General features: G+C 49.0%; 26 protein-coding genes. 4 read left to right on the top strand and 22 right to left on the bottom strand.

Annotated features, from left to right (window positions below; all coding sequences use genetic code 11):
• Nucleotides 1-111 precede the first annotated feature (111 nt).
• Genes GRF59_RS11470 through GRF59_RS11480 form a run of 3 tightly spaced genes read right to left on the bottom strand, consistent with a single transcriptional unit; the run spans nucleotide 112 to nucleotide 3,599 of the window.
• Nucleotides 112-1,719 (bottom strand): extracellular solute-binding protein, encoded by a 1,608-nt coding sequence (locus tag GRF59_RS11470; protein WP_160497680.1) that lies wholly within the window; start codon nucleotides 1,717-1,719, stop codon nucleotides 112-114.
• Between the two features lie 40 nt (nucleotides 1,720-1,759).
• Nucleotides 1,760-2,671, bottom strand: a complete 912-nt coding sequence (locus GRF59_RS11475) for a carbohydrate ABC transporter permease (RefSeq protein ID WP_160498241.1) — start codon at nucleotides 2,669-2,671, stop codon at nucleotides 1,760-1,762.
• A gap of 25 nt (nucleotides 2,672-2,696) precedes the next feature.
• On the bottom strand, nucleotides 2,697-3,599 hold the full coding sequence (locus GRF59_RS11480; RefSeq protein WP_160498242.1) for an ABC transporter permease: 903 nt from the start codon (nucleotides 3,597-3,599) through the stop codon (nucleotides 2,697-2,699).
• Between the two features lie 312 nt (nucleotides 3,600-3,911).
• Here GRF59_RS11480 and GRF59_RS11485 point away from each other — a divergent pair, with 312 nt between their 5' ends.
• Both GRF59_RS11485 and GRF59_RS11490 read left to right on the top strand, forming a co-directional pair.
• Nucleotides 3,912-5,645, top strand: coding sequence for a cache domain-containing sensor histidine kinase (locus tag GRF59_RS11485; protein ID WP_160497681.1), 1,734 nt, complete (start codon nucleotides 3,912-3,914; stop codon nucleotides 5,643-5,645).
• Between the two features lie 14 nt (nucleotides 5,646-5,659).
• Entirely contained in the window at nucleotides 5,660-7,264 is a 1,605-nt protein-coding gene (locus GRF59_RS11490) for a response regulator transcription factor (protein ID WP_160497682.1), read from the top strand.
• Nucleotides 7,265-7,327: 63 nt separating this feature from the next.
• Here GRF59_RS11490 and GRF59_RS11495 read toward each other — a convergent pair whose 3' ends face one another.
• The gene (locus tag GRF59_RS11495; RefSeq protein ID WP_160497683.1) at nucleotides 7,328-8,131 is read right to left on the bottom strand and encodes a DUF817 domain-containing protein; all 804 of its coding nucleotides are present in this window, start codon (nucleotides 8,129-8,131) and stop codon (nucleotides 7,328-7,330) included.
• 189 nt (nucleotides 8,132-8,320) lie between these two features.
• Here GRF59_RS11495 and GRF59_RS11500 point away from each other — a divergent pair, with 189 nt between their 5' ends.
• Nucleotides 8,321-9,085, top strand: a complete 765-nt coding sequence (locus GRF59_RS11500) for an SDR family oxidoreductase (RefSeq protein ID WP_160497684.1) — start codon at nucleotides 8,321-8,323, stop codon at nucleotides 9,083-9,085.
• A 154-nt stretch (nucleotides 9,086-9,239) separates the two neighbouring features.
• Here the strand turns inward: GRF59_RS11500 and GRF59_RS11505 are convergent, their stop codons facing one another.
• Together GRF59_RS11505 and GRF59_RS11510 are read right to left on the bottom strand one after the other, a co-directional pair.
• Nucleotides 9,240-9,764 (bottom strand): hypothetical protein, encoded by a 525-nt coding sequence (locus tag GRF59_RS11505; protein ID WP_160497685.1) that lies wholly within the window; start codon nucleotides 9,762-9,764, stop codon nucleotides 9,240-9,242.
• Nucleotides 9,765-9,987: 223 nt separating this feature from the next.
• Nucleotides 9,988-10,689: a YjjG family noncanonical pyrimidine nucleotidase gene (locus GRF59_RS11510; RefSeq protein ID WP_160497686.1), complete on the bottom strand. Its 702-nt coding sequence runs from the start codon at nucleotides 10,687-10,689 to the stop codon at nucleotides 9,988-9,990.
• A 364-nt stretch (nucleotides 10,690-11,053) separates the two neighbouring features.
• Between GRF59_RS11510 and GRF59_RS11515 the strand changes: the two genes are divergently transcribed.
• Nucleotides 11,054-11,860 carry an SDR family NAD(P)-dependent oxidoreductase gene (locus GRF59_RS11515; protein WP_160497687.1) on the top strand — a complete coding sequence of 269 codons (807 nt, stop codon included), beginning with the start codon at nucleotides 11,054-11,056 and terminating at the stop codon, nucleotides 11,858-11,860.
• Between the two features lie 60 nt (nucleotides 11,861-11,920).
• Here the strand turns inward: GRF59_RS11515 and GRF59_RS11520 are convergent, their stop codons facing one another.
• The 16 genes from GRF59_RS11520 to GRF59_RS11590 form a co-directional block, all read right to left on the bottom strand.
• A complete protein-coding gene (locus tag GRF59_RS11520) occupies nucleotides 11,921-12,115 on the bottom strand; it encodes a DUF4177 domain-containing protein (protein WP_160497688.1) in 195 nt (64 codons plus the stop codon).
• Nucleotides 12,116-12,135: 20 nt separating this feature from the next.
• The gene (locus GRF59_RS11525; protein WP_160497689.1) at nucleotides 12,136-13,041 is read right to left on the bottom strand and encodes a sugar phosphate isomerase/epimerase; all 906 of its coding nucleotides are present in this window, start codon (nucleotides 13,039-13,041) and stop codon (nucleotides 12,136-12,138) included.
• A 2-nt stretch (nucleotides 13,042-13,043) separates the two neighbouring features.
• On the bottom strand, nucleotides 13,044-13,208 hold the full coding sequence (locus GRF59_RS29390; protein WP_202128544.1) for a hypothetical protein: 165 nt from the start codon (nucleotides 13,206-13,208) through the stop codon (nucleotides 13,044-13,046).
• Nucleotides 13,209-13,276: 68 nt separating this feature from the next.
• Nucleotides 13,277-13,669 carry a VOC family protein gene (locus tag GRF59_RS11530; protein WP_160497690.1) on the bottom strand — a complete coding sequence of 131 codons (393 nt, stop codon included), beginning with the start codon at nucleotides 13,667-13,669 and terminating at the stop codon, nucleotides 13,277-13,279.
• 96 nt (nucleotides 13,670-13,765) lie between these two features.
• A complete protein-coding gene (locus GRF59_RS11535; RefSeq protein ID WP_160497691.1) occupies nucleotides 13,766-13,942 on the bottom strand; it encodes a hypothetical protein in 177 nt (58 codons plus the stop codon).
• A gap of 269 nt (nucleotides 13,943-14,211) precedes the next feature.
• On the bottom strand, nucleotides 14,212-14,358 hold the full coding sequence (locus tag GRF59_RS11540) for a hypothetical protein (RefSeq protein ID WP_160497692.1): 147 nt from the start codon (nucleotides 14,356-14,358) through the stop codon (nucleotides 14,212-14,214).
• A complete protein-coding gene (locus GRF59_RS11545) occupies nucleotides 14,355-14,699 on the bottom strand; it encodes a hypothetical protein (protein ID WP_160497693.1) in 345 nt (114 codons plus the stop codon). The genes GRF59_RS11540 and GRF59_RS11545 overlap by 4 nt, the downstream gene beginning before the upstream one ends.
• Nucleotides 14,700-14,818: 119 nt before the next feature.
• Nucleotides 14,819-15,574 (bottom strand): enhanced serine sensitivity protein SseB C-terminal domain-containing protein, encoded by a 756-nt coding sequence (locus tag GRF59_RS11550; protein ID WP_160497694.1) that lies wholly within the window; start codon nucleotides 15,572-15,574, stop codon nucleotides 14,819-14,821.
• 96 nt (nucleotides 15,575-15,670) lie between these two features.
• Entirely contained in the window at nucleotides 15,671-16,558 is an 888-nt protein-coding gene (locus GRF59_RS11555) for a TIGR01777 family oxidoreductase (RefSeq protein WP_160497695.1), read from the bottom strand.
• 34 nt (nucleotides 16,559-16,592) lie between these two features.
• Nucleotides 16,593-17,024 (bottom strand): hypothetical protein, encoded by a 432-nt coding sequence (locus GRF59_RS11560; protein ID WP_160497696.1) that lies wholly within the window; start codon nucleotides 17,022-17,024, stop codon nucleotides 16,593-16,595.
• Between the two features lie 50 nt (nucleotides 17,025-17,074).
• On the bottom strand, nucleotides 17,075-17,515 hold the full coding sequence (locus GRF59_RS11565) for a VOC family protein (protein ID WP_160497697.1): 441 nt from the start codon (nucleotides 17,513-17,515) through the stop codon (nucleotides 17,075-17,077).
• Between the two features lie 41 nt (nucleotides 17,516-17,556).
• Nucleotides 17,557-18,147, bottom strand: coding sequence for a CDP-diacylglycerol--glycerol-3-phosphate 3-phosphatidyltransferase (gene pgsA, locus GRF59_RS11570; protein WP_160497698.1), 591 nt, complete (start codon nucleotides 18,145-18,147; stop codon nucleotides 17,557-17,559).
• An 81-nt stretch (nucleotides 18,148-18,228) separates the two neighbouring features.
• Nucleotides 18,229-18,900, bottom strand: coding sequence for an HD domain-containing protein (locus GRF59_RS11575; protein ID WP_160497699.1), 672 nt, complete (start codon nucleotides 18,898-18,900; stop codon nucleotides 18,229-18,231).
• A gap of 67 nt (nucleotides 18,901-18,967) precedes the next feature.
• Nucleotides 18,968-19,387, bottom strand: a complete 420-nt coding sequence (locus GRF59_RS11580) for a GNAT family N-acetyltransferase (RefSeq protein ID WP_160497700.1) — start codon at nucleotides 19,385-19,387, stop codon at nucleotides 18,968-18,970.
• Nucleotides 19,388-19,657: 270 nt separating this feature from the next.
• Nucleotides 19,658-20,485 (bottom strand): carbohydrate ABC transporter permease, encoded by an 828-nt coding sequence (locus GRF59_RS11585; RefSeq protein WP_160497701.1) that lies wholly within the window; start codon nucleotides 20,483-20,485, stop codon nucleotides 19,658-19,660.
• Nucleotides 20,482-21,381, bottom strand: a complete 900-nt coding sequence (locus GRF59_RS11590; RefSeq protein WP_160497702.1) for an ABC transporter permease subunit — start codon at nucleotides 21,379-21,381, stop codon at nucleotides 20,482-20,484. Before GRF59_RS11590 ends, GRF59_RS11585 begins: the two co-directional genes overlap by 4 nt.
• Nucleotides 21,382-21,448 lie beyond the last annotated feature (67 nt).

Consider the following 21,448-nt stretch of genomic DNA (forward strand, 5'->3'; position numbering starts at 1 on the left):
AACGATGATCGTTTCGGCCGGAGCGGCAGGCAGCAGCAGCGAATGAATCCGGCTGTTCCTCTATTGCATATTCCATTGATCCTGTTAGCCGTCCCATTGGGCGGCTATTTGCTATTTGACGTTATTGTAACGGTCATACGCATCCGTACGGATTTTCACCAGCTTATCGAGTCCCATTTCATTTAGCTTTTTCACATAGGCATCCCACTGCTCGTCAATACCGCCTTTGGTAATCCACTGCGCGCGGTTGGTTCTTACGTAAGTATCGATATCGGTCGTAAGCGTCGGCAGCTCCTGGAATTCTTCTGCGGTGTACATCACGTTCGGGAAAGGCGTCGTTACATAATCTTTGCCCAGTTTATCGATTTCAAGTTTCAATCCGTCGCCATTGGCCGGATCCAGGACAATGTTTTTCTCAAAACTTGGGCTTACATACTTCGGACCGAAGTCGCGAAGGGAGCTGTCCCAGTACCAGGCATCCGCGCTGGTGCCTGCTGGCGGATTCATCAGGGTATACGTGCCGTCATCATTTTTCTTGATAACCGTGTCGATCGCGCCCCAGAAATTCTGGATGCTGGCTTCATTGGTATAGAACTGGTCTGCCCACCGGGCTACGACTTCAGGATTTTTGCAGGACGTCGTGATCAGGAGCTCGTTGCGTCTGTAACTAAGTCCGTTCGGATCGCCTACCTGATAACGTTTGCCGTCAGGTCCGGAAATCGTAGGAATCGTCTCATACTGATCCTTCCACTTGCCGAACACGGCATCCGGCGTCCACTGATGGGTGAACCCTACCAGGGCGACATCCGGATTCTGCTGCTTGGCGGTCAGCATCGTATTATCCTGCGTGAACAGCTCCTGGTCGATCAGACCTTCCGAGAATAATTTATGAGCCCATTTGATCGCTTCTTTGTATTCGTTCGAGGTTGGATAATAAACCGGCTTGCCGTCCTTAATCATCATGCTCGTGGCATTCAGATCCGTGATTCCGAAAGGATTGAGCAAATCCATACTGATATCGCCGGAACCGCTGTAAGGAATCTCATCCTTTTTGCCGTTGCCGTTCGGGTCGTTTTCCTTGAAGGCCTTCAGCACATTGTAGAGATCGTCGAGCGTTTCAGGTACCTTGAGTCCCAGCTTATCAAGCCACGCCTTGTTGATGACCGGCTCATTCTGGGTTACCGGCCGGGAAGGAAGCCGTGCCGGTAGCGAATACATTTTTCCGTCCGGGAACGTGCTCAGCTTCTTCAGCTCAGGCGATTCTTTCATCGCGGCCTTCAAATTCGGCATGTACTGATCGATATAATCGTCGAGCGGACGGAACGAGCTGATGTTATTGACGATATCCGAGTCAGAAAAGGCGATATCGCCAAGTACGACATCCGGCAGCGTGCCGCTGGCCAGCATGATCGATTTTTGCTCGGCCCAATCATTGGAGGACATGACCTGCCAATTGATTTTGATGTTCGTGTCTTTTTCCAGATTTTGCAGCCATGTATTTTTCGTGAAGGTATCGCCCATATTGCCCCAGCGGACGGTGAGTACGTTCAGCGTAATCGGCTCTTTCACGATGGGAAGGCCCGTCTTGTTGAATGACCCATCGGTATCGGTGGCTGCTTTGCCTTCTTCTTTACTGCCGCTGCATGCCGTCATCCCTACCAGAAGCGTAGAGATTACGCCGAGCGTGACCAACAATCTGCCAACTCTTCTTTTACTCATTCCCAGATTCCCCCTATTATTGATTCTCGTCCTAACCGGCTCACTCCTTGACCGCTCCGATCATCACCCCCTGGTTAAAATACTTTTGCAAGAATGGATAAACGCACATGATCGGGATCGTGGACACGATGATAACGGAGTAACGCATCATATTGGCAAGCCGCAAAGCGATATTGGCTGCTTCGCCGCTGCCGAGGCTGGACTGCATTTGATTCGTGATCAGAATATTCCTCAGAATCAGCTGCAGCGGATACAGATTCGGATTTTTCAAATAAATCAAGGCGTTAAAATAGGAATTCCAATAGCCGACGGCGATCCATAACCCAAGTACGGCGATGATGGCCTTGGAGAGCGGCAGAACGACGAGGGCGTAATACCGGAGGTTGCCGCATCCATCAATCTGGGCCGCCTCCCACAAATCGCTCGGAATGCTCGTCTGGAAAAAGGTTCTCGCCACGATGATGTCGTACACCACGACCGAGAACGGCAGCACCATTACCAAAAACGTGTTGTACATATGAAAATCGCGGATGGTCAGGAAGATGGGAATCAGTCCCCCGCTGAAGAACATCGTAAAGATGAAAAACAGCGATATGAACCGGCGGCCGACCAAATCCTTTCTCGACAGCGCGTAAGCTGCCGACACGTTGACGACCAAACCGATCAGGGTTCCAACGACCGTATACAAAATCGTATTTCGGTACCCGATCCAAATATTTTCATGCTTTAGCAGCTCTTTATATCCGTCTATCGTGAAGCCTTTCGGGAACAGCCACACCTGTCCGTTGCCAACGGCGGAAGGATCGCTGAAGGAGGCAATCACGATAAAATACAGCGGATACACGAGAATGAGGAGCAGCAGCACGGCAGCGATATACATCACGACTTCGAGAACACGGTCGGATGCCCTGTTATTGATCTTACCTGCCGCGGTATTCGTCACAGCTTCCATCACTTGTTTTCAGGCCTCCTTCCCGCTACCATAAACTGTTGTCGCTGAGTTTTTTCGAAATTTGATTCACCAGGATAAGCAATACAAAGTTAATCAGGGTGTTGAAAAGATTAATGGCCGAGGAAAAGCTGTACTGGCTGCTCAGCAGGCCGATTTTGTACACGTAGGTTGAAATGACTTCGCTGGAGGATATGTTCAGATTGTTTTGCATCAGATACACTTTTTCAAACCCGACGCCAAGCAATCCGCCCATCCGGAGAATGAACAAGGTAACCGCCGTCGGCACCAGCATCGGAATATCGATGTATCGGATTTTTTGCCACCGGCTCGCTCCATCCACCGTCGCCGCTTCATAGAGGCTCGGATCGACCGCAGACAAGGCCGCAATGAAAATGATGCTGTCCCATCCGGCATGCTGCCACACATCCGACCACACATACACGCTGCTGAACCAACCGGCCGAGCCCATCAGATTCGGAGCCTCCGCACCGAACAAACGATAGATATTCCCGATCAGGCCGCTGCCCGGCGAAAACAGGATCAGCATCAACCCCACCATGACGACCGTGGAAATAAAGTGAGGCATGTAGGTTATGGTCTGGAATACGCGTTTGAACCGATTGACCCGCATCTGATTCACCATAAGCGCCAGCATGATCGGAATCGGAAAAGTGACGATACTGTACAGACTGATAATCAGCGTATTTTTGATTGTTATCGTAAATTGATAGGAATGAAAAAACTTTTCGAAGTACTTGAATCCCGCCCAAGGGCTCCCCGTAATGCCTAAAGCCGGACTGTAATCCTTGAATGCGATCACGACGCCGTACATCGGCTTATAGGCGAACAGCACGAGCAGCACGAAAGCCGGCAGCAGCAGCACATAAAGTCCCCAATTCCGGCTGATCCGCCCAAGCGTCCGCTGCATCGAACCACCCGTTTGACTTGCTCTCAAACAGACTCCCCCTTTCTCTTTTTCATCTGCCGCTCTAAACAATTCTCATTATATCTGCTCGTGCAGGGCATATTCGGACTTCGTCACGGCATTATCCGGACTCTCTCATCCGAAAGCTTGGTATCTCCCGAAGAAAACTGCCATAATCCGGACTTTTGATTGTCACTATCCGGACTTTCGGGAAAATACATAGATTCACACATGTTGTTATGGATGCAGGTTCTATATAATAACAATTAAAGCGCATACATTATTTTCTATAGGAAGAGATGAGAGAGGATTCTTATGAGGCTGCTGCCCAAAAAGACGGGGAAACCCTATCCCGTAAAACACTACGTCAACATTATGCTCTTCATTTTGTTCACGGCACTGATATTGGATTTTATCATTAGCTATGCATCCATATCCATCGTCAAACAGCAGTCTACAAGATATTTGAGGGATACTGCCGACCTGTACATCAACCGGATCAACCATGATTTTGCGTATATCAACCATTACATGGGCTGGACCTTGGCCAACGATGAGATTATGAAAACCATGGATAAATCCCAAACCGCTTCCACTGAATTCCTCAAGTCGAATACTCAACTGCACCAGCGTTTTACGGAGCTCCAGAAAAATTACGGTCAGGGGTACAATTTTTTCTTCTACATTAAGAATAAGGACTTCTTTTTGAACTGTGCTCCATTAAGCATCCAATATCCCGATTACCTCGAACTCAAAAAGCAGGTGATCTCTTACACTCAAGATAAAAATATCTATGAGAGGTTTTATTCCGAGTGGACTCCCATCCACGTAAAGAATAAATATTTCATCATTAACATCGTCCCTTATAACGACAGTTATCTGATCTGCTTAATCTCGGCGGATGAGTTAATCCGGCCGCTGAGGGCCATTAATTTGGGAGAAAACGGCTCCGTATCGCTGATCAATGAAAAACGGGAAAGCATCTCCACCCCCATCGGAGCCCGGGAAAAACAGCTTCAACAAAACACCTTCAAACCTGCCCTCCCCAGCCTCGTCCAATCGCAAACAACGGTGAGCAGGCAATTTTCCAATGCATCATTCCGCGTACAGATGATTATCCGGTTCGGTACATTCGAGAAGATCATGGTGGCCCAGCTGCTCATTATACTGCTCGCGCTGATCATTGCCCTAACGTTGTGCGTCGTGATGCTCTACTTTAATAAACGCGTGCTGAAACCCATCCAGTCATTCTCCGATAATCTGGCCCAACTGAGCGAGGGCGGCAGGGATCCGGATTTCGAAAGCAGCAAACTCATAGAGCTCGAAGACGCCAACCTTCAGTTCAAAATTTTGATCGAGCAGATTAAAAGGTTCAAAATCGACATCTACGAAAAGGAACTGGATAAGCAGCGGATTCAGCTTGACTACATGAAGCTCCAAATCAAGCCCCACTTCTTTTTGAACTGCCTCACAAACATCTACAGTATGGCTCAAATGCAGATGTACAAGGAGATTGAACATATGACCTTGTCTACGTCCAAGTACTTCAGGTACATCTTTCAGAACGGCCAGAATTTTGTCCGGTTGAAGGATGAAATCGACCATGTCCGGGTATTTCTGGACATTCAACAGCACCGGTACCGGAATGCATTTAGATATCAGATCGAAGAGCTGATAGACACGCAGGATATCCATATTCCTCCGCTGGTATTGCAGACTTTTATCGAAAATGCAGTCAAATACGCCGTTTCCCGGGTAAGCGAAGTTCAGATATCCCTCTCGGTCAGCCGGTTGATCGAACATCATGAAGACATGGCCGTCATCCGGATATCCGATAGTGGACCCGGTTTTGCTCCTTCCATCCTGGAGAAGCTGGTTAGTGGACACCCGCTCGATCAAAGCGATGGCAACCATATCGGCATCATGAACACCCTGCAGCGGCTGGAACTCCTTTACCGCCGGAAGGCGGAAATCCGTTTCGGCAACCGCGAGGAAGGCGGCGCTTGCGTGACTCTCATTTTCCCATTTCATCCGCCGGAATCATTGTGAAAGGAGACCTCATAATGAATGTTTTGCTGGTCGATGACGACTATTTTGTCGTGACAGCGCTTGAAAAGAAAATTGATTGGAAGGCGCTCTCTATTGAAAATATATTTACCGCTTATAATGTTTCCCAGGCACGGGACATTTTGCAGCAGCATCCCGTGCATATTCTCATTTGCGATATCGAAATGCCCCAAGGAAACGGACTCGAGCTGCTGGCCTGGATACGGGAGGAGGAATACAGCGTTCAGACCATCTTCCTGACCAATTATGCGGATTTCAATTATGCCCAGAAGGCCATCGAGCTGCAGAGCTTTGATTATTTTCTTAAGCCGATCGAGTTCGATAAACTGACCTTGATTATCCGTAAGGCGGTGTCCAAGGCGAGTGCGGAGCAGCACATCGAGAAGGCTATCGCGGAAGGCTATCTGTGGAAAAAGAACCAAGATAAAATCGTCGAGCATTTTTGGCGCAAGCTGATGACCGGCAAAACCTTCCCATCGGATCCAGCCGTCATCGCTCATGCCATTGCCGATCAGAATCTGTCTTACCAGATCTCGGATTCATTCCAACCGGTGTTGATCAAGGTATTCCCGTATGACACCAGTCTGGGTAAGGAAGATAAGGATTTGTTTGATTACGCGCTTTTGAATGTACTCTACGAGCTGTTCCAGAGCCCCCGCTATTCCATTGAAACGATCCTGGAGTACAAGGATTACAACTGGATCGCCATGCTGAAGTGGGATGCTTCCCCGGAATCGCACCGAATGGAAGAGTTATGCTCTTCATTTATTGAAAAAGCCAATCGGTTCCTCAGATGCGATGCGTGCTGCAACATTGCGACGGCTTCTGCCTTGCCGGCCGTTCACCCGGTCATTCGCCAGTTGATCCATATGAATGAGGAGATGATCAACAGCCGCAATCAGATCTTTTGGCTCGAAAAGACCCAGTATCAAGAAGCCGATTATACTCCTCCCAACCTGACCCTTCTGGAGGAGCTGCTGAACCAAGCCAATTCTTCGGCTTTTTTGGATGAAACCCATCGCTATCTGCACAGTCTGTTGAACCATCAGTCCATGAATGCATCGCTGCTCCGTTTGTTCCGGCTTGATTTGGTTCAGCTTGTCTATTCTTTTCTCAAAAACAAAGAAATTCAGGTGCACAAGCTATATACAGGAAAAATGAATGATCAATTGTTTATGCAATCGCTGAATTCCATGGAGGATATGGAGAAATACCTGACTTATCTGGTGAATACGGCGACAAGATACCGGGATTTTGCCGAGCAGCCAAGGTCCGTCGTGGAGGAAATCCAGCAATATATCGGTCGGCATTACGGGAACGATCTCACGAGAACCAGTTTGGCGGAAATCGTCTATTTGAACCCGGATTACCTTGCGCGTCTCTTCAAAAAGGAAACCGGCATCTCCCTGGGAACTTATATCATAGAGGCACGCATCGGCATTGCGAAGCAGCTGTTAAAAACGACGAATATGTCGGTTAACGCCATTTCCAGCAAAACCGGTTATTCTAATTATTCCTATTTCTCCAAGCTGTTCAAGCAGGAAACCGGCTGCACCCCCTATGAATACCGGAATCAACAGCAAGCAGAGAGTCTGCTGTAGCGCGTTCATTTCCCTATTCCAAAAAAACAACCCAGTACCGATAAGGTACTGGGTTGTTTCAATCTATTTGAACTGCTGCTTCACTCCGGCATTCGCATCCTCCGTCTGCTCCGTTTCCTTCACTTTTTTCAGCTGCGCCACGATAATGATGCTAATGACCACGAGCAGGAACCAGGAGCTGATCTTGCTGATATGCACGATTCTCCAAGCATGCTCCTGGTCCGGATACTGCCAAGCGCCAAAGAAGGTCGATATGTTCTCTGCCACCCAGATGAAGAATCCGATCAAAAAAAAGGACAGCACGAGCGGCATCCGATAGGTTTTGCCCCCGACGTCGAAGTACACGAACGTTTTGAAAAAGATAATGAACAGCAGTAGCGTTAGCCACCAGCGCAAATCCCACAGATAATGATGGGTAAAGAAATTCAGATAGATCAAAATACTAATGCTGACCGTCCACACGGCATGCGGCCAGTTCCGGATACGCAAGTTCATATTCCGCCAAGCCTGGCAGATATAGCTGGCTACGCTCGCATACATAAAACCACTGTATAAAGGTACACCGCCAATTTTGCTCCAACCATCCTCCGGATACGCCCATGAACCCATATGTACTTTATATAACTCCAGCACCAGTCCGATGACGTGGAACATGCAGATGACCTTAAACTCATCCCACGTTTCCAATTTGAACACCAGCATCAGCACCTGAGCCAGAACGCATATCAATAGAATGAAATCATACCTTGGCAGTCCAGAAATATGGAACAGCTTCGATGCAGCCAGCGTCAAGAAGATGACGGCCGGAAAGATACAAGAGCGTGCTTCTAGCAAGCCGAATAGGACAAATCTGCGGATCGAATTCATAGTTTCCCCCGTCGCTCGTTCATTTTCAAATCATAGCTTCATTATCGCATATGACCCTTTACATTTCCTCCCCTGCAGCCTAGGACCTCTATAACCGCTGGAATTAGAAAGCAACATTTCGATATTCCACCTATGATATAACTGTCTCAAACAGGTGCGCAACTGTTAAAACCAAAGGGAGTTGAAGGTATGGGCAAGTTAACCGGTAAAACAGCATTCGTAACCGGCGGAAGCCGTGGAATAGGACGTTCCATCTCGCTGCGCTTGGCAGAAGAAGGGGCTCTCGTAGCCGTTCATTATGGAAGAAACCGTGCCGCGGGCGAAGCGGTCGTGCAGGAGATCAAGCAGCGCGGCGGAGCTGCGTTCGCCGTAGGAGCGGAGCTTGGTTCGACAAGTCATATCGAGCAGCTGTTCGACTCACTGGATACGCTGCTGCAAGAACGGACAGGAAATCGCCATTTTGATATTTTGGTCAATAATGCGGGGATGGCTCTCTCCGCTACCATCGAGGAGACGACAGAACAGGCCTTTGATGAAATCATGGCCGTCAACGTCAAAGCCCCATTTTTTCTAATCCAGCAAGCTCTGCCCCGTCTTCGGGACGAAGGGCGCATCGTTAATCTGTCATCCGCTACTACCAGAATATCGCTCCCCGCTCTTCCTGCTTACAGCATGACGAAAGGCGCAATCAATGTCCTGACGCTGGCCCTGGCCAATCAACTGGCACCGCGAGGCATAACCATCAACGCGATTCTCCCCGGGTTTGTTGAAACGGACATGAATGCCGCTACCCTGCAAAGCCCGGAAGGAAGGCAGTTCGGTGCCGAATTCTCGATCTTTGGACGATGGGGTCAGCCGCAGGATATCGCGGATATCGCTGCTTTTCTTGCCTCACCCGACAGCCGCTGGGTCACCGGCCAGCTCATCGATGCAAGCGGCGGATCACATCTGTAATGCCGCTGCTGCTTGTAATTATCCAACCCTGGGATTTCATCCATAAACAATCCGATCCAGCCCTCATGGGTTGGATCTTTTCTATGGAAAGCCGCCCAAACCGAAAAAACCCAGTACCTGAGAAGTACTGGATTTTACATTTTACGTGCTTGCCTTAAGGGATATACTGCTGCACGATTTTAACTACTTTGCCGTCCTGAATGATTAAATGATACGGGAAGGTCTTCATGTCCATCAGCTTGTCGTTATGCATGATAGCCAGATATTTATCCAGCGATACGGCTTCGTTCCACTGGATGTCCATGCCTTCGTAGGTTCCGTCATGATCATAGATCTGCATCAGCACTTGGGCGTTTGGCGCAACTTCATACGTTTGCAGCGTATTGTCATCATTCACAATGTAATAACCGTCAGGTGCTCCGCCCAATTCCTCAGCGGCATCCTTTTCGCGTTCCAGGAATTTCTGGTCGGCTGCGGCGCCTTCATACCATTCAATCGGGTCGGCCTGAATGCTCAGTTGCCCGTTTTCATTCTGTATTGTAGAAATCAAGACTGTCACTGTGTCCTCGCTCGGAGGAACCGGTGTATATTCCTTATCCGTTCCGACTGCACTCGCCGATGTGATAAAGCTCAGCAGGGCGACGATCATGAGGGTAGCAAGCAGCGTGATTTTTTTCATTGAAAATATCTCCTTTGATGGACAATGTATTTCATTTCCATATCATCCATTACCCTGCTGAGTTATTTTCAAACGAGATGGTGCAAAAAACATCCCTAGAAAATCTCCCTTTGGGCGCGGTGATCTTATAGATTTACTATAAAACATCGCCAGCGCCAAATCGTCACAATAAGGTTACATAAGCGTCAAATTGTTGTCATGATCGATGCGCTTTCACATCTTCTCAAGCCCGGCTTCGCTCCAGAATCCCTTTCAGCTCTGCCAAGTCATGAATTTCATATGTCGGAACGATTCCGGTATGATTCGGAACGCGGTTCGGATTATACCAGCAGGTATCGATCCCTACATTGTTGCCTCCCTGAATATCCGAGGTCAGTGAATCGCCAACCATCAGCATTTTTTCTTTTTCTGCGCTTCCAATTTTGGAAAATGCATGCTCAAAAATGCCCGGTTGCGGCTTCTGGAAGCCCGTATCCTCGGATACGATCACCTGCTCGAAAAAATCCTTCAGCTCCGAACGGTTGATCCGCCCGAATTGCACCTGCTTGATTCCGTTCGTGATGATGGCCATGCGGTATCCGTGGTCCTTCAAATACAGGCAGAGATCAAGCGCGCCCGCCAAAATAAAAGCTTGCTCCGAGAGCGATTCAATGTACCGGTCACTGATGACCCCGGCATCTTCGTTCAGCCCTTGTTCGAGGCAAAACCGCCGGAATCTTTCTACCTTCAGCTCGGTTGAATTAATCAGCCCCTGCTCTAGCTCCTGCCATAACCCGCGATTAATACGGTTGTAGCAGTCCGTGATCGTGAGGTCTTCCGGGTCCAGCTGCATACTCGCCAGCACCGCGGACAACGCGCGCGATTCAGACATTTTAAAATCAAACAAGGTTTCGTCAGCGTCCAATAAAATCCATTCGTAAGACATTCACAGGCCTTCCTTCTATGTAAATATCCAGGCTGTCATATGCCTGATTATCCTATTAGTGTAAGGGAAACACGGCATTTTATCCACTGTCAGCACGATCCTTCCTTTGATGGCTGAGGGTCTCTCAACGATATTTCTGGCAGGGCTGGCGTGATGATCCCTTGATTCAATGCGGGGGAAAGTATATCTATCCAGTATTAAGAGAAAATAACATTCATCTTGCGTCGCATATTTCATTGAAAAAGCGTCTTTTTGAACCGCATTTGATTTTCTGAATTTGTTAGTGATATAATACTTCACGATTTTAGTTATTAGATATCTAATCTTTAAGTTATTAAACTATAGAGCGAAAGGCGGCATAAAAATGAAACGAGTAGAAGGAAAAGTAGCCATCGTCACTGGAGGAGCATCCGGCATTGGATTGGCATCCGCGCAGCTGATGGCCAAAGAAGGCGCAAAAGTGGTCATTGCAGACTTTAATGTTGAGGGAGCGGAAGTAGCTGCACAGGAACTCGTCAGCCAAGGCTTTGAAGCCAAAGCCATGTTCCTCGATGCATCCAAGGAAGAATCCATTAAAGAAGTTGTAGACAAAACGGTTGAAGCCTACGGCACCGTGAATGTGATGTATAACAATGTCGGCGTCACCAATTTGAAAAAGGATCTCGACATCGTCAACATGGATATGGATGAGTGGGATCGTCAGATGAACGTGAATGTAAAAAGCGTCGTATTCGGATGCAGATATGCCATTCCGCATATGATCAAAGCCGGCGGAGGATCAATCATCAATACCGCATCCATGTCCGCATTCGCCAGCGACTCCGTCCGTACCGCTTACGGCTCCTCCAAGGCTGCCGTGGTGCAATTGACGAAATACGTGGCAACGCAATACGGCAAGCAAGGCATCCGCTGCAATGCCGTTGCTCCCGGACTCATTCTGACTCCAGCTGCGAAGAACAATCTGCCTGAAGCAATGCTGCACATGTTCGAGAAGCATAACGCCCTTGCTTATCATGGCGAGCCGGAAGATATCGGTTACACCGTGCTGTTCCTCGCATCGGATGAATCCAAGTTCCTGACCGGTCAAACCATCGAGGTGGAAGGCGGTCATTACCTGGCCAATCCTACCGTGCCGGAAATGCGGGAATTTGCCGCAAAGCAGCAACAATAAAATATGGAGATGAAACGTATTACAAAGGGACAGCCTACGCTGTCCCTTTTCATGTATCTCTTACACCTTACGCTTGAAAATCGCAATGACGTCCCGGGATTGGCCTTGACTGGCGCTGGTATCAAAACAGGAAACCAGTTCCCAGCCATCAAATCCGTAGCTGTTCAGCAGGTTCTCGAAATCCTCCTCATCGACCTTGCCGCCCAGAAAGCCGCCGGTTTTATACTTTACCGTCTTGTATGCCCATTGATCCACGATTCAACCGCATCCTTTCTCTAGTTATGATCCGTGAGTAAGTCCGAAACCCAGCAGTAGCAACGCTCCAGTTCTACTTCGCTGACCAAATCCGAACGGTGCTCGAACTGAATTTTGACGTCCGGGTTCTCTTCCCTGATGATGTGCAGGTATTCGGCGATGGGCGCCCAACCCTCTTGGGGCAGCTGCTCAGGCAGTACCGGGTAGCGCAGCTTAACAAAGCCGTCATTGTACTGCAAATTCCATAGATGAATCACTTCAGCGTACTTGGCGTATCTCCGCATGAGCGGAATGGACTTGAAGAAGGGGTCCCTACGCTCCTGCAGATACAATCTTCCGGTATCCAAACAAAGCCGGACCGCAGGATACTTCTGCAGCAGTTTCTCTAAAAATTCCGAATCATACACATATCGGTTCAATGCATCGAACTCGAGCACAGGTACGAAGCCGTATATTTTACTTTGATCTGTCAGCCACTGAAAAAGCTCCTCGGTCCGCAGCTCAAACACTTCGAACGAGTAGTCGCGCTCATAAGCATATTCCCGACGGTCGCTGAAATGCCACGTGCTCCAGTTGACGCGATCATCCAAAATGACCGGTTTCGGGTAATGGAACAGAATATAAGCCGGATTCAGCTTCAGCATCTTGATTGAATCCAGTTCTTCTTGAATGCGCCGGTAAGCATCGCTGCGTTCCTCAGAATCTTGGGAGAGAAAAAGCGCATCACGGATCACAACTCCCCGGTCACGAAGCGGAAAATGAATGCCTACCTGAAAAGAATGCTCGATCGCAGCCTGACGCAACGCTGCAATATCCTCATCCGTTTGCAGCAGGCAGGCCTCGATCCCGAAGAATCCCTTCCTGTAGTCCCGCCCGAATTTAAGCGGGTCAAATGCACCGTATTGTCCAATCAAAAATCGTCCCATGCTCATTTTTTATCCCATACCACGATAAACAGGGTTGCCAAGGGACCGATCAAAAGCGAAATCAGAAACCAGTTCAGACCGCTCCTGTTTTTTCCTTGCGCAAGTCCGGCATTGATTAATGCCAACGTGCCCCAGCCAACGACATAGCCGCCTGATCCATGATCCATAATTAGTGCCTCCTTAAATAAAAGCCGCTGTCATGTCCCAACATGACAGCGGCGGGAACCTCTGATTCTTAATTTCTCTTGCCTGATCCAAAGCCGATCGAGTAATGGTCCGGATCTGCGACGGCAAATTCCTTCCACGCTCCCCACTCTGCCTCCGTGAGGACGGGCTCTTGAATAAAATGAGCTCCTCCAGCTTTCAATTCTTCATACAATCGGTCCAAATCCCCGTGCGTATCCATGTATGCGTATGTATCCCAAGCCGTTGCCTGGTCTTTCCCCTTCTGATTCGGCTGTACATCTCCCGGTTCTGCGGCCTGAAGCAGCTTGAAGCCAAGCGCGAATTCATCGCGGACCGCCCAGAAGTCATTCACCTCGCAGCCGAGCACTTTCTCATAGAATTCCTTGGATGCAGCGAGATCCGAAACCAAGCGAACCTGAACGGAATATTGAATTTTACTCATAATATCATCCTCCAACAAATTGTCAAGCCAGGCCATTCAGGGAATGTACAGCTTATCCCAGTTCCATTTTTAACAAAATTATACACTCGCCCCTGCTCATAATCTATCGTACCTGCGTCCCTTTTTCTCATCGAGATAGATATCCAGCGCTTTGATCGCCCTAACGGCAAAACGGATAAAAAAGATCATGCAGGCAATGCCCAATCCCCAAAAACCTATAATAAGAATCAACGGAAATAAAGCCACAACCGATCCCCCAGCCCCTACTGACATCATGCATCTTCCTTTCCTAATTTTTAATGTGTACGTATGCTGAATGGCTATACTCCATGCTCGCGTACTGTTCTGTAACGGACCTGAATCAACAATCCAAGCGTCGTGATCACAACGATGCACCATTACTGATCGCTCATGAACTCCTCCCAGCCCTTTTTTTGGGAAAGCCAAAAAACCCGGCAATATACTCAGCCAGGTTTGTCTGAACATGGATGTAAAAGTCTGCAGGCCCAGCAATCAGCCACTATTTTACACCAAATTCCATTTTAGGGATATATAACACTGTAAATTTGTTCCGGCGTACGGACAATAACGGTTTTCCGGTCAAAGCGGCTGAAGTCCTGTGCGAGAAATGCCTCAAACGTCTGCTTCGGCAAATCCAGCTTTACTGCAATATCATGCAGCAAATTCATACGCTGAACATACGCACCATACACTTCCATGATCTCTTCAGAAAAAAGGCTCTGCAAGTATGCATCCTTATCTTCAAAATAGCTGAGCGTACCCGTTCCTTCGTCGCTGCTGACACATCTGCCCGCGAGAGAATGGAATCCAGCCGGTCACGCTGCACCAACACCCGTAAGGGGGCTCCCTCATTTTCCGTTTCCAGCAGATGGACGATCTCCTCTGCAGTGCTGCCTTCATTTACCTGGCTGCATACCCGGACATGGCCCGTATAACTTCCCTCAAAATAAGCCGATACGATTTCTTTTCCGCAGTATGGACATGCAAGCTCTGTATTCTCCTGGATCATGCTGGTCTGTACCTCTCTTCATTAGAATAGATCTGTGCTCCATGGTATCGTTTCCCAAATAAAAAGCCCGAATCCCCATCGAACCGGAACTCGGGCATGCCCTCCCATATAAGCGGTAATCAGAAGGTTTCTTTCAAATAAAATGGTTTGCAGTTGCTTTCAAAATAACCCTCCAGCCCTGAGCTGCCGTTCAGCTCGATGAACTCGATGGGCGGAAATTGTACCACCGCATTCTCAGCCACCTTGCCCGCCTCGGCTATGATATGGTCTCCCTTACCGATGTAGCTGACCGCGATCAAGGTGCGCGGTGCATTGTCGGTACGTGGATTAAATACCTGGGCTATATAGGCGCAAATGACGTTTTTCAACCGTTCTTCAAAAACGGTGCGAAGTTCATTCAGCAGCTCCGTTGGCATCTCGGAAGGCGGACCGATCATGGTTTGGGTGTTTTTTTCCACTACATAAGCTTCCTGAGCATTAAAGACCGAACCGTCGAGAATGGATTCAATTTCCCTTGCACTGAATTCTTTGCCAAAAGCAGAACCCGGGTTGAGCAGCACATCCGCCCCTTTGGTCAGCTCGAAAAAGTGAAGGGCATTGATCGCCAGGTATTGAACAGGCTCTTTAATAAAGTCCTGCATGCGGGTGAGCGAGGAGAATATAGGAAGGTATCTTTTCCCATTGGTTTCAACACTCAGAAGCTGCACGGACTGGCCGGCGGTCAGCTCGGTTCTCTCTTGGACGGGGGTTTGCCCGCCTTGGATCGCATAAATTTCCGAATTGCGGAGTTCATTATAAAAGTCAGGTCTGGCAGAGGGCTCGTTAACGGCTTTCGCCAGCTTCTCTTCCAGCGTGTTTGTAGCTTCAAAAGACATGGATGATGCTCCCTTCAGGAAAGTATCGGATAAAGGCCCAATAACATTAGTGTACCTCTCTTTGGCGATTAACTAAAGCCCTAACCCCAATATTTATCAGGGTAGAATTTCGTGGAGCGCCTCGCTCAGTGTCTTGTATTTAAAAGAATATCCCGCCTGTTCGAGTCTCTCCGGAATGACCCATCGGCTTTTGAGAATCAGCTCGGTTTCGGTCTGTATCACCCGGGCTCCCAGCTCAAGCATCCAAGCCGGCGCCGGCAGCCCAAAGCGCATCTTCATGGCTTCGCGGAGCTGCTGCATCAGCTCTCGATTGGTTACGGGATTCGGAGCCGACACATTGAACACGCCGCTAAGCTCCGGATGCTCCATCAGAAAAAGAATAATCCCGAGGATATCCTCCAGATGAATCCAGCTGAATCTTTGGTTGCCAGGCCCTTGAATGCCGCCAAGACCAAACCGGACCAGATTTTGATACGGAATCATGACCCCGCCGCCACGCCCCAGAGCAATAGCGATTCTTAGAGCAATCTGCCGGGTATGCGGGAGAGAAAAAGAGAAGAAAGATTGCTCCCACGCCTTGGCTACATCCACGGAAAAGCCAGAGCCTATATCCCCGGCGGCTTCGGTCATCGGACGATCTTCGGCATGCCTATAGATGGTGGCCGTGCTAGAGTTGATCCAAAGATCCGGGGGATGCTCGCATTCCTGCACGGCTTGTCCAAGAATGCCGGTCGTTTCCGTTCTGGAGTCCATAATTTCGGCTTTATTCTTCGCATGATAACGGCAGTTCACGGATTTACCCGCCAGATTGATCAGCATCTCCGCATGATCCAGCGCTTTGCGAATCCCGTCCTTATCGCTCCATGCGATATGGCCTGCCCTTCTGGAGATGATGAGTACCTCGAAGCCAAGCTTCTGGAATTGCTTTTCCAAATAGGTCCCGATAAAACCCGTTCCACCGGCGATGACAATCTTTCGTTTCATTCTGATTCTCCCCTTCCTCCTGACGCGAATAGACTCATGTTGCTCGATTACGGCGGTATAACACGAAAACGACAATCGCCGCTGCTGCCACTCCCGCCATACCAATCCATACGAACATGTTGTTCGCAGGTCCAGATGCCGCGTATTCTCCTTGGTATAAGGCTTTTAGATACAATGCTTTCTCCGCTTGAACAGCAATTTGCTGCTTGGGACTGATACCGTTGATCGCGTAATAAGCGGTACCCTTCGGGTAGCTGTTCGAAAAATGACCACGGTATGTCCCTTCGCGGTCGGAGAAGCGGGTTACTTTACCAATACGCTCCCCAAGGAGATCCGAACTCACCTGCTCCATTGTTACTGCATATATACTGTTGTCATAGACGACAAATGGATAAGCCCAGCTGGCTGATGCCTCTGAATGCATGAGCATAAAGAAGATGCAAATGAAAACCGCTAACTTTTTCATACATATCCCCCACCCCTAAGCTGCTGCCAGATGTGGCATTGAACATTCTTCTATTTCTTGAAATCGTCCTTGATTTCATCCTGCGGATCCCACTTCGACCAGGTAGCCTCCAGCAGGTTGCCCTCCGGATCCCTGAAATAGAAATATTTCGCTTCGCCCCCGCCAAGCGTATGAATCTCTTCCGCCTCAGCGCCCGCGCGCTTCAACTTATCGTATGTATACTCGATGTCCGCACAGTTTAGGGCCATAATTGGAAACGGCTTGCCGTTTCTCGAGATTTCAAGCGGCTGCCGGTCACGGGTTTCGATCAACAGGAGGGCAATGGAATTCAAGTGCGGATGATGAAGCACGCTGAGCAGCGAACCGCGGTCTTCGAATTTGTCCATCAGCTTGAAATCCAGATGCTCCGTGTACCATGCAATGGAGTCCTCCATCCGGGTTGTGGGCACATAAACGTAACCGATACGCAAAAAGGAATAGGACTGGATCATGACAACTGAAACCTCCCAAATACATTTTTTCGGTATGGAAGCTACATATCATTCAGATTGAGCATCTTGAAGTTTTGAATAAGATAGTGAAGTCCGGAAAACAGCGTCATCATGACCGCAAGCAGCATCAGTACACTGTCCACACGTACGGAGGTAAACCACTGAAAAGGGACGTTTCCGAGCAGAACGGCGATGATGGCTGCGACCTGCAGGACCATTTTCCATTTGCCTAATCTGTCCGCAGCCAGAGCGATGCCTTGAGCGGAAGCGATCATGCGGAGCCCGGTAATCACGAATTCACGGCCAATTATCACAACCGCCGCCCATGATGCAACCATGTCCGCCTGTACCATCATGATGAGCGCCACGGAAATCAGCAATTTGTCGGCAAGCGGGTCGAGCAATTTCCCCAAATTGGTGACCTGGTTGTATTTTCTAGCTACATAGCCGTCCAGTTTATCGGTTCCTGATGCAAGCGCGAAAATTCCAACAGCGATGTATAGTCCGTAATTGTTCAGGAACCGGATGAATTCGTTGTTGTCAGCGAGCCATGCAGGCCATTGCGTGAAAGACAACATGAATAATGGGATTAACGCGATCCGGGCCAAGGTAATCCGGTTGGCAGTATTCAAGGGTAGACCACTTCCTCTCATTTCGCGGTTTTAGCAGCATCGTTTGACCGTTGATCATACAAAACTTCAACCTCTCTGATCTTATTCCGCGGTATCCGGAACCTCGCGAATCTTCCATTCACTATAAAACTGCTGTAAATACAGCTCCATAAATGCATGCCGCTGCTCGGCCAACTCCCTGGCATACGAGGTATTCATCAAGTCTTTCAGTTTCAACAGTTTCTCATAGAAATGATAGATGGCCGTTTTGCTGCTGGACCGGTAATCCTCCTGTGCTAGCACCTCATGACTTAGCCCCGGATCGTGAATGATGCGTCCCTTGGCCCCTGAATACGCGAACGTTCTGGCAATACCGATGGCACCAAGCGCATCCAATCGGTCCGCATCCTGCACAACCTCGCCTTCCAGGGTCTTCATCGGCGGGTTCTGGCCGCCGTTATAGGACATGGTCGATATAATCTCCATCACCTGCTCGATCAGGCCCGTGTTAGCCGTATGCCCGTTCAACCAACTTCGAACCTTATCCAGGCCGGCTTCTTTGCTCTCATTGAGCTTCTCATCCGCGATATCATGCAGAAGTGCCGCCAGCTCGCACACGAGCGTATCCGCATGCTCCTTCTCGGCAATGTCCAGTGCCGTATTCCGCACCCGTTCGATATGCCACCAGTCATGGCCGCTGGCCTCACCGAATAGTTCCTCTTGTACAAATTGCTCTGCCTGCCTAATGATATCCAATGCTTCTCCCGTTGCCATGCTGTCCCTCTTTTTCTCCGCTAAGCGGGTGTATTCGTATGTTTCAGGCACTATGCCGTTCCAAGCCTTACAGCTGCTTCCTGAAGAAGACCTCGCCAATACCGCCTTCATTCATACCCGCAATGATTCCCGTTTCATTGAATCCGGCATGCCTGTGCCAACTTTGAGGTTCTGCTTCATTCGCCTGGGACGAACTGTATAGAAATGGGTGACTCCGTTCCCTTAAATACTCCTCCACAAACGAAACCATTCCTTTGCCAGCCCCCTTCTTCCGATAGGGTTCCGAAACAAGGATCAGACCAATATAGGGAACCGTGGACCAAATGTATTCCAGACGCAGATAACCGATCATTTGGCCGTCCGCCTCAGCCACGACGACTTCTTGCCGGGTCAATTTCCACTGCAACAATTCCCGATCAAAATGCTTGTCCCAGCTCAGCACGGCCGGAAGGTCCGCCGCTTCCCCGAATCTTATCTCAAGCTGCATGATGAGTGTCGTCCCTCCATATCGAGTAAATCGTTAGATCCCATGAAAGACAATAAAACCCGGCAAGATCATGTATATCTTAAGCCGGGTCAGAAAGCTGTCTTTTGATAGGTTTGTTTCTATGATTATACAACAATAGCACCTCAAGGAAAAAGCCCTCAAACCCGCAAAATACCACCTGCAATGAAGGCAGATGGCAGCCCATGCATAAAAAGCCGGATGTTATCGGCTGGATAACATTCGGCTTTTTGCAGAAATTCCATTATTCCTTTATTCCTTCACAGCCCCCGCGCTAAGACCTTTCTCCACCCGCTCCTGGAACAATAAATAGACGACAATGGTCGGCACAATCGTCAGCATGATGCCTGCGAAGGTCGGCCCCAGCTGGGAAGAACCCTGCTGGCCGACAAAGGACATCAGCGCCATGGAGATATTGTTCATGTTCTGGTCGGATACGAGAATGACGTTCCACACCAGATCATTATAGATATCGAAGAAGCTAAGTATCCCTGCAGTCGATACCGCCGGCATCGTGAGCGGAGCGATGATGCGGAACAGCATGCGGATCGGTCCGCAGCCATCGATGATCGCGGATTCATCCAGCTCCTTGCTGATGCCTTTCATGTAGCCGGTAATAAGGAAAATCGCCAGCGGCATCTCGAACACGCCGTAGAGCACGATCATGAGCGGATAGCTGTTGAACAAATGCAGTGCTCCGACCACTTTCGAAATCGGAATCATCAGAGAGAATACGGGAATCATGAGTCCGATCGCAAAGTAATTGTACAAAAATCCGTTCATCCGCAGCTTGTACCGGGACAGGACGAACGCAACCATGAGCGACAGTACCAGACACAGGAAGGTCCCCGGAATCGCATAGATAAATGAATTTAGTATAGCCCGGCTGATATTGGCATCGACCAGTGCCATTTTATAGTTATTCCATCGCCAAATATCCGGCAGTGAAAAAACCGAGTTGTTATAAATCTCCACATTGTCTTTCAAAGAAGCGAAGAAGGAATACAGCAGCGGATACAGGAATATGACGGCTGCAAGGATCGAAAAAACATATAACGGCGTTCTTTTCAGCTTGATCATGCCTGCACCCCCTTCTTCTTGGTGCGGCTTCTGGAGCTTGTCAAGAAGTTCATGACCACCGTTACCACTAAAGCGGCGACGATCATAAAGGTACCGATACTGTTCCCTACTCCGAAGTTATTGAACTTAAAGGCTTCGTTGTACAAGAGAGTCGTCGGCACATCCGTCGCGCCGTTCGGTCCACCGCCCGTGATGACGTAGATCTGTCCGAATACGCGGATCGACTGGGTCACGGCAAGAACGGCAAATACCTTGAAGATTTCCTTCATTAAAGGAAGCGTAATATGCATGAGCTTATGGTAACCGTTCGCCCCGTCCAGAGAAGCAGCTTCATAGATGTCGTCCGGTATGGCAACCAGTCCGCTCGCAAAGATGATCATGTTCTGCCCGCAGTAGATCCATGCATTGACGATCACGACCGTATAAATGGCAAGTGCAGGCTCACCCAGCCAGTCATGCGTCAATCCGCCGAGCCCGAACATTTCCAGCAGTTTATTCACGAGGCCGTCGCTTTTCAGAAGAAACTGCCACATCAGGCCTACCGAGGTGAGAGGCAGAATCGATGGAATAAAAAACGCGACTTTAAAGAACCGTTTGCCTCTCATCCGGCTTGTGACGATCAGCGCCAGCGAGAGCGCAATCGGCAGGATCAGGACAAAGGAGGCGACGATGAACAAGCCGACGTTTTTCAGCGACCTGTAGAAGTTCGGATTATCCAGCATCTCTTTGTAGTTGTTCATACCATCGAAAGTAAGAGGAACATTAAAGATGCCGTTCCAATCAAAAAAGGATTGGTAGACTGTTTGAATAGCCGGATAAATAAAAGCTATCGTATAGAGCAAAAGTCCAGGCAAGAGCAAAATCGCAATCGCCCCGTATGTTTTCTGCTTGTTCACGCGATTCCCTCCGCTTCGTTCTCAGGCTGTGAATGATAGAACCGCCGGGTCTCTCTCCATAAAGGCT

This window comes from Paenibacillus dendrobii (assembly GCF_009807035.1).
Taxonomy (GTDB): Bacteria; Bacillota; Bacilli; order Paenibacillales; family Paenibacillaceae; genus Paenibacillus_AQ; species Paenibacillus_AQ dendrobii.

Coding starts and splice junctions, on each gene's coding strand:
- GRF59_RS11470 (WP_160497680.1), bottom strand. CDS start 1,719: ATGAGTAAAAGAAGAGTTGGCAGATTGTTGGTCACGCTCGGCGTAATC.
- GRF59_RS11475 (WP_160498241.1), bottom strand. CDS start 2,671: ATGGAAGCTGTGACGAATACCGCGGCAGGTAAGATCAATAACAGGGCA.
- GRF59_RS11480 (WP_160498242.1), bottom strand. CDS start 3,599: ATGCAGCGGACGCTTGGGCGGATCAGCCGGAATTGGGGACTTTATGTG.
- GRF59_RS11485 (WP_160497681.1), top strand. CDS start 3,912: ATGAGGCTGCTGCCCAAAAAGACGGGGAAACCCTATCCCGTAAAACAC.
- GRF59_RS11490 (WP_160497682.1), top strand. CDS start 5,660: ATGAATGTTTTGCTGGTCGATGACGACTATTTTGTCGTGACAGCGCTT.
- GRF59_RS11495 (WP_160497683.1), bottom strand. CDS start 8,131: ATGAATTCGATCCGCAGATTTGTCCTATTCGGCTTGCTAGAAGCACGC.
- GRF59_RS11500 (WP_160497684.1), top strand. CDS start 8,321: ATGGGCAAGTTAACCGGTAAAACAGCATTCGTAACCGGCGGAAGCCGT.
- GRF59_RS11505 (WP_160497685.1), bottom strand. CDS start 9,764: ATGAAAAAAATCACGCTGCTTGCTACCCTCATGATCGTCGCCCTGCTG.
- GRF59_RS11510 (WP_160497686.1), bottom strand. CDS start 10,689: ATGTCTTACGAATGGATTTTATTGGACGCTGACGAAACCTTGTTTGAT.
- GRF59_RS11515 (WP_160497687.1), top strand. CDS start 11,054: ATGAAACGAGTAGAAGGAAAAGTAGCCATCGTCACTGGAGGAGCATCC.
- GRF59_RS11525 (WP_160497689.1), bottom strand. CDS start 13,041: ATGGGACGATTTTTGATTGGACAATACGGTGCATTTGACCCGCTTAAA.
- GRF59_RS29390 (WP_202128544.1), bottom strand. CDS start 13,208: ATGGATCATGGATCAGGCGGCTATGTCGTTGGCTGGGGCACGTTGGCA.
- GRF59_RS11530 (WP_160497690.1), bottom strand. CDS start 13,669: ATGAGTAAAATTCAATATTCCGTTCAGGTTCGCTTGGTTTCGGATCTC.
- GRF59_RS11535 (WP_160497691.1), bottom strand. CDS start 13,942: ATGTCAGTAGGGGCTGGGGGATCGGTTGTGGCTTTATTTCCGTTGATT.
- GRF59_RS11540 (WP_160497692.1), bottom strand. CDS start 14,358: ATGAATTTGCTGCATGATATTGCAGTAAAGCTGGATTTGCCGAAGCAG.
- GRF59_RS11545 (WP_160497693.1), bottom strand. CDS start 14,699: ATGATCCAGGAGAATACAGAGCTTGCATGTCCATACTGCGGAAAAGAA.
- GRF59_RS11550 (WP_160497694.1), bottom strand. CDS start 15,574: ATGTCTTTTGAAGCTACAAACACGCTGGAAGAGAAGCTGGCGAAAGCC.
- GRF59_RS11555 (WP_160497695.1), bottom strand. CDS start 16,558: ATGAAACGAAAGATTGTCATCGCCGGTGGAACGGGTTTTATCGGGACC.
- GRF59_RS11560 (WP_160497696.1), bottom strand. CDS start 17,024: ATGAAAAAGTTAGCGGTTTTCATTTGCATCTTCTTTATGCTCATGCAT.
- GRF59_RS11565 (WP_160497697.1), bottom strand. CDS start 17,515: ATGATCCAGTCCTATTCCTTTTTGCGTATCGGTTACGTTTATGTGCCC.
- GRF59_RS11575 (WP_160497699.1), bottom strand. CDS start 18,900: ATGGCAACGGGAGAAGCATTGGATATCATTAGGCAGGCAGAGCAATTT.
- GRF59_RS11580 (WP_160497700.1), bottom strand. CDS start 19,387: ATGCAGCTTGAGATAAGATTCGGGGAAGCGGCGGACCTTCCGGCCGTG.
- GRF59_RS11585 (WP_160497701.1), bottom strand. CDS start 20,485: ATGATCAAGCTGAAAAGAACGCCGTTATATGTTTTTTCGATCCTTGCA.